At 68.1% G+C, this 6253-nt stretch carries 7 protein-coding genes and 1 tRNA gene; 3 read left to right on the plus strand and 5 right to left on the minus strand.

What is annotated here, in order from left to right:
- Positions 1 to 13 precede the first annotated feature (13 nt).
- On the minus strand, positions 14 to 1615 hold the full coding sequence (tig, locus tag G7B69_RS16210) for a trigger factor (RefSeq protein WP_166181141.1): 1602 nt from the start codon (positions 1613 to 1615) through the stop codon (positions 14 to 16).
- Between the two features lie 42 nt (positions 1616 to 1657).
- A tRNA-Leu gene (locus G7B69_RS16215) sits at positions 1658 to 1742 on the minus strand.
- A gap of 156 nt (positions 1743 to 1898) precedes the next feature.
- Here G7B69_RS16215 and G7B69_RS16220 point away from each other — a divergent pair.
- Both G7B69_RS16220 and G7B69_RS16225 read left to right on the plus strand, forming a co-directional pair.
- The gene (locus G7B69_RS16220) at positions 1899 to 2204 is read left to right on the plus strand and encodes a hypothetical protein (RefSeq protein ID WP_166181143.1); all 306 of its coding nucleotides are present in this window, start codon (positions 1899 to 1901) and stop codon (positions 2202 to 2204) included.
- A 31-nt stretch (positions 2205 to 2235) separates the two neighbouring features.
- Entirely contained in the window at positions 2236 to 2520 is a 285-nt protein-coding gene (locus G7B69_RS16225) for a DUF3297 family protein (RefSeq protein ID WP_166181145.1), read from the plus strand.
- On the opposite strand, the gene G7B69_RS16230 is transcribed toward G7B69_RS16225, so the two are convergent.
- The gene (locus G7B69_RS16230) at positions 2517 to 3140 is read right to left on the minus strand and encodes a CHAP domain-containing protein (RefSeq protein WP_166181147.1); all 624 of its coding nucleotides are present in this window, start codon (positions 3138 to 3140) and stop codon (positions 2517 to 2519) included. The genes G7B69_RS16225 and G7B69_RS16230 overlap by 4 nt on opposite strands.
- A gap of 177 nt (positions 3141 to 3317) precedes the next feature.
- Between G7B69_RS16230 and der the strand changes: the two genes are divergently transcribed.
- The gene (gene der / locus G7B69_RS16235) at positions 3318 to 4712 is read left to right on the plus strand and encodes a ribosome biogenesis GTPase Der (RefSeq protein ID WP_166181149.1); all 1395 of its coding nucleotides are present in this window, start codon (positions 3318 to 3320) and stop codon (positions 4710 to 4712) included.
- Here der and G7B69_RS16240 read toward each other — a convergent pair.
- Positions 4709 to 5620 (minus strand): HWE histidine kinase domain-containing protein, encoded by a 912-nt coding sequence (locus tag G7B69_RS16240; RefSeq protein WP_166181151.1) that lies wholly within the window; start codon positions 5618 to 5620, stop codon positions 4709 to 4711. The two genes, der and G7B69_RS16240, sit on opposite strands and share 4 nt — an antisense overlap.
- Before the next feature lie 140 nt (positions 5621 to 5760).
- The coding region (locus tag G7B69_RS16245; protein ID WP_166181153.1) for an SPOR domain-containing protein at positions 5761 to 6253 on the minus strand (493 nt) is incomplete at its 5' end.

Here is a 6253-nt window from a genome sequence, read left to right on the forward strand (position 1 = left end):
CGGCCGGCCCAGGTTACTTCTTCGCCGCAGCCTTCTTGGCCGGAGCCTTCTTGGCCGCGGGCTTGGCTTCCTCGGTCTTCTTGGCCGGAGCCTTCTTGGCCGCGGGCTTGGCTTCCTCGGTCTTCTTGGCGGGCGCCGCCTTCTTCGCAACCGGCTTGGCTTCGGACTTGGCTGCCTCCTTCTTCGGTGCGGCCTTCTCGGCCTTCGCCGCTGCGGGCTTCTCGGCCGGCTTCTTCGCCGCGGGCTTCTTGGCGGCGGACTTCTTGGCCGGCTTCTCCGCCGGCGCCTCTTCCGCCTCGATCGCCGCTTCGAGTTCCTCGCGCGTCACCGCGCGTTCGGTGACTTCTGCCTTGTCGAACAGGAAGTCGACCACCTTGTCTTCGTAGAGCGGGGCGCGCAGCTGGGCTTGCGCCATTGCGTCCTGGCGGACGTATTCAACGAAGCGTTCGCGGTCCTCCGGGCGATACTGCTGCGCGGCCTGCTGCAGCAGCATCTGCATTTCCTGGTTGCTCACTTCGACCCCGTTGGCCTGACCGATCTCGGACAGGAGCAGGCCCAGGCGCACGCGGCGCTCGGCGATGCGGCGATAGTCTTCCTTGTCGGCCTCGATCTCCTTGCGCGCGGCTTCGGGATCGTCTTCCTTGGCGACTTCCGCTTCGAGCTGCTGCCAGATCTGTTCGAACTCGGCCTCGACCATGCTCGGCGGCACGGCGAAATCGTGCGCGGCGGCGAGCGTGTCGAGCAGCTGGCGCTTCATCTGCGTGCGGGTGAGCCCGGCGGTTTCCTGCTCGAGCTGCCCCTTGAGCAGGCCCTTGAGCTGCTCGAGGCTCTCGAGCCCGAGGGACTTGGCGAACTCGTCGTCGATCTTGGTCTCGCCGGGCACCTTCACCGCCTGCACGGTGACGTCGAACTCGGCTTCCTTGCCCTTGAGGTTCTCGGCCGGATAGTCGGCAGGAAACTCGACCTTGATGGTCTTCTTGTCGCCCGCCTTGAGCCCGCTCAGCTGCTCCTCGAAGCCGGGGATGAACTGGCCCGAGCCGAGCACCAGCGGCGCGCCTTCGGCCTTGCCGCCTTCGAACTCGGTGCCGTCGACCCGGCCGACGAAATCGATGACGAGCTGGTCGCCGTCGGCCGATTTCCTGGTCTTCGGGGCGTCCTTGTAGCTCTTCTGGTTGCCGGCGAGCGTCTTCACGGCCTCGTCGACTTGCGCGTCGCTTACGGCGACCGTGAGCTTCTCGAGCTTGAGGCCCTCGACCGAGGGCGCCTCGATCTCGGGCAGCACTTCGAGCTCGACCGACAGCTCGGCATCCTTGCCCTGGGCATAGCCCTCGCCGAGGTCGACTTTCGGCTGCAGCGCCGGGCGCAGCTTCTTCTCGCGCATCAGCGAATCGATCGATTCCTGCACCGCGGTGTTGAACGCGTCGGAATGCAGCGCTTCGCCGTGCATCTTCTTGATCAGGTTGGCCGGCACCTTGCCCGGACGGAAGCCCGGCATGCGCACTTGCGGGGCGACCTTCTTCACCTCGGCGTCGATCCGCGCCTCGATGTCCTTGGCCGGAATCTTCACCGTGTAGGCGCGCTTGAGGCCTTCGTTGGCGGTCTCGACGATCTGCATTCTAAGCCTTCCAAAACTCTTGTGACCCGAAGCGCCAGGAACTGGTGCGGGCGAAGGGACTCGAACCCCCACATCTTTCGATACTGGAACCTAAATCCAGCGCGTCTACCAGTTCCGCCACGCCCGCGGCCCGACGAACCCCGTGCAGGCTGGAGCCCGCGAACAGGTGAGCGCCGTTACAGCCGCGGGCCGAAAAGGGCAAGCGGCACGACGGGCTGCGTCGGCGAGGGAACGCGCGACCCCGACCAACCGTTTCCACACGCGAGAGCAAAAGGATATTTCCATGGAAACTGGCCAGCAGGCAGCCGCGCAATTCGGCGGCCGCACCGTCCCTCCGGCGACGCCGCCGACGATCAACGCGGGGGCCAGCGCAAGCGATGCCATCCGGGCGGGCCCCGATGGCGACAGCGACTTTCCCGGTCAGAGCCCCGACGAAATCCAGCCCGGCCAGGGCGATTTCGACCGGCCCGGCCGCTCGCCCGAGCAGGAAGTGCCCGACCAGGGCGGCGACATCGACCAGCCCGGCCAGACGCCCGCCGAGACGCCGTCGCAGCCCGACATGCCGAGCGAGGCCCCACCGCCGGATTGATTTTGCCGCCGGTCAGGCTAGGGAGCGGCGGATGAGCGACACCGCCGCCCCCGACGTCCCGCCCGATCGCCTGTCGATCAATCCGCGCAGCGAATACTTCGACGCCAGCAAGCTCGAGCGCGGCATCGGCATCCGCTTCAAGGGGGTGCAGCGCCACAATGTCGACGAGTACTGCATCTCGGAAGGCTGGGTGCGCGTTCAGGCCGGACGGACGATGGACCGCAAGGGCAACCCACTGACGATCAAGCTGACCGGCCCGGTCGAGGCCTGGTTCGAAGACCTGGGCGACGACGCGCCGGTCGCGAAAAAGGCCTAGTTGCGCGCAATCTGCGCGATCAGGTCGACCGGTTTGCCCTTGCTGCGCTTTTCCTTCGCCACCAGCGGTGCCGGCGTGGACGCTTCGAACGAGGCGAATGCGCTCAGGAAAGCGCGCGACGGCGCGACCGGCTTGGCCGGCTCGGCCTTGGCGAGCTGGAACGTCGGGCGGATGTCCCTGCTCGGATAGATGAACCCGGCGACCGGCCACGCGGTGGTCCCGAGACCCTGGATCGGCGCGTACCACACGCGGACCTCGCTCCAGTCGTTTTCGGGCGAGACATCGACCGCCCGGACATCGTCCTCGATCTGCCCGCGCCTACCTTCGATCGGAGACCAGTTGGCGTGGCGCAGCAGCACCGTGCGCGAATCGATCACCCGGCTGACCGCGGCGACGTGGCCCAGCGTCATCGTACCGTAAGGCTGGAAAGCCATCACCGCGCCGACGCGCGGCTGGTGCCCGCGGGCATAGCGGCCCTCCGCCTGGTCCCACCAGGTCCAGGCGTCGCCATAGATCTGGATGCCGGACACTTCGCGCGCATAAGGCACGCACTGGAGATAGGGTTGCTGCAACTCGGTGGACACGTCGTAGCCGTCGACCTCATCGGCCAGGGCCGGCATCGCCGGACAGCCGAGCGCGCATGCGGCAAGCGCCAATGCTACCGTTACCCTCATGTCCCTGGCATCGCCCCGTAGGGTTAATTTTTTCTTAGCGCAGGCTGTCAGATGCCTGGCTCGAGGGAAAGCACGCGAGCGGTGAGCCTTGCCAAGCGTGCGACGAACCGCCACTTGCGCGCCATGGCCAAGCGCCCCCTCCCCCAGGTTGTCATTATCGGCCGACCCAACGTCGGCAAGTCGACGCTGTTCAACCGCCTGATCGGCAAGAAGCTGGCGCTGGTCGACGACCAGCCCGGGGTCACCCGCGACCGCCGGTTCGGCGAGGTCTCGCTGCTCGGGCTCGAATTCATGCTCGTCGACACCGCCGGCTGGGAGGACGAGGACCCCGAGAGCCTGCCCGGTCGGATGCGCGCGCAGACCGAAGTCTCGCTCAAGGGCGCCGACCTGGCGCTGTTCGTGATCGATTCGCGCGCTTCGCTGACCCCGCTCGACGAGGAAATCGCCCGCTGGCTGCGCGCGCAGGACGTGCCGGTGGTGCTGGTTGCCAACAAGGCCGAAGGCCGCTCGGGCGACGACGGGATCATGGAAAGCTATGCCCTCGGATTTGGCGAGCCGGTCGCGATCAGCGCTGAGCATGGCGAAGGCATGGCGGGCCTGTTCGAAGCGCTGCTGCCGCTGCTCGAGGAAAAGCAGCCGGCCGAGGACGAGTCCGAAGAAATCGCCCTGGAGGAGGAGCACAAGCCGTTCTCCGCGCTCAGCCTCGCCATCGTCGGCCGCCCCAATGCGGGCAAGTCGACGCTGATCAACCGCCTGATCGGCGAGAACCGCCTGCTGACCGGGCCCGAGGCCGGAATCACGCGCGATTCGATTGCCGTCGACTGGGAGTGGACCGATCCGGAAAGCGGCGAGACGCGGCAACTGCGCCTCGTCGACACCGCCGGCATGCGCAAGAAGGCCAAGGTCCAGGACAAGCTGGAGCGCTTGTCGGTCGCCGACGCGCGTCACGCGATCGATTATGCCGAGGTCGTCGTGTTGCTGCTCGACGCCACCCGCGGGCTCGAGGTGCAGGACCTCAAGATCGCCAACCTCGTGCTCGAGGAAGGCCGCGCGCTGATGGTGGCGATCAACAAGTGGGACGTGGCGGAGAACGCCAGCGCGCTGTTCAACGGCGTGCGCGCGGCGCTCGACGAAGGGCTGGCGCAGCTGAAGGGCGTGCCGCTGCTCGCCGTCTCGGGCCTCACCGGCAAGGGGCTCGACCAGATGCTCGCGGCCGCGTTCGAGGTGCGCGAGGCGTGGAGCCGGCGCGTCCCGACGGCGGCGCTCAACCGCTGGTTCGAGCACGCGATCGAAGCCAATCCCCCGCCCGCACCCGGCGGCAAGCGGATCAAGCTGCGCTACATCACCCAGTCGAACACGCGCCCGCCGCGCTTCGTGATCTTCGGCAACCGGCTCGATGACTTGCCCGCCAGCTACGAGCGCTACCTGCTCAACGGCATTCGCCGCGAGCTCGGCTTCGGCGCGGTGCCGGTTCGCTTGACCCTAAAGAGTCCGAAGAACCCCTTCGCGAAGGACTAGAGCGCTTTCAACTCGAGCTCGCAGCGCACGCCGTCCTCCGGATAGGCAACGTCGAAAGTCGCCGCCAGCGAATGCATCGAGAGGATACGGCTGCCCATGCCGCGGTGTTGCGGTTTGGCGACCGGCGGACCGCCGCTCTCCTGCCAGTGCAGCGTCACGCGCCCATCCGCCGGCTCGTCCCAGCGCAGGTCGACCCAACCGCCGGCAGCGCTGAGCGAGCCGTACTTGATCGCGTTGGTCGCCAGCTCGTGCAGGGCAAGCACGGCGGGCACGCAGCCGTCGCGATCGACCTCCTGCGGCGCACCGGTGAGGCGGATGTCGTAATCGCTGAGGAAGGGCCGCAACGCTTCCTCGGCCAGTTCGGGCAGCGCACAGGAAACCGCGCCGTCGCCGCCGAGCAGGCTGGTCGCGCGGTCGAGCGCGGCGAGCCGTTCGGCGAAGGCGCTCTGCGCCTCTTCGGGATCGGAATGACGGTGGCTCAGCGCCGACAGCGAATTGACCACCGCGAGCAGATTCTTGAGGCGGTGACGCAGCTCCTGGTTGAGCAGTGCCTCGCGTGCCGAAGCTGCGTCGAGCTCCACAAGCACGCGCCGCAGCCATTCGCCGATCGCGATCAGGCTGCCGCAGGAGAACACGAACAGGACGAAGATCGCTAGGCCCTCGGGCGTCGAGCCGAGCGGCTGCAGGTCCTGCATGAACAGCAGCCTGGCGGCCGCCGCGCACAGGATCGTCGTCAGCACCGAATAGCGCCAGCCGAGAAACAGGGCCGACAGCACGACCGCGGGATAGAAGGTGACGAACGGGGTGCCATAGCGCCCGGCGTCGAGCACGAGCCGCAGGACGGCCGGGATGACGACGGCGATCAGCGACCAGCCGAGACTGCCGACAAAGGTGTGACGCGCAAGCACCGCTTGCCCGGTCCGCCTCGCCCATCGCGACGCCCTATTTGCCACAGACCCTCCAGTCTTCGCGGCCATTACGCGAACAGAAGGCTGGATAGGAAGCGGATTTACCTTGTCCGGGAACTCGTCGAGTGGGGATTTCGAGCCTACCGCGTAACCAGGCACTCCTGCCCGTTGCGCTGTAGCGAACGGCAGGCGGACTCGGCGTCGGCGCGAGTGGCGAAGCCGCCGGCCTGGAGCTTGGTCACCGCCCCCGCTGGCACCGACAGCCTCGAGTGTCCGGTCAGTTCGGCGCGGCCGCTCAGCCGGGCCCACAGCTTGTCGGCATTGCCGGGCACCGAAAAGGCGCCGAGCTGGACACGCCACGGGCCATTCGCCGCTGCCGCGGAGGCGGCGGCGGGCGGCTTGGGCTTCGGCGGCGCGGCGGCGACCCGAGCGGGTGCGGTGCCACCGCGGGCGTAGCTCGCGCCGGCCTCGGCCGGACTTTCAGTTCCGGTCGCCTGGCGCGCCTCGGCCACGGCGGCAAGCGCGGCGGTGACGGACGGCGAGACCGCGACCTTCGCCGCCGGCCGTGACGCGGGCAAGGGCGCGGCGGGAGCCGGGCCGCGCGAGCCGGCCGAAACCCCGCCGCCAAGATCG

The organism is Croceibacterium segetis (assembly GCF_011320115.1).
GTDB lineage: Bacteria > Pseudomonadota > Alphaproteobacteria > Sphingomonadales > Sphingomonadaceae > Croceibacterium_B > Croceibacterium_B segetis.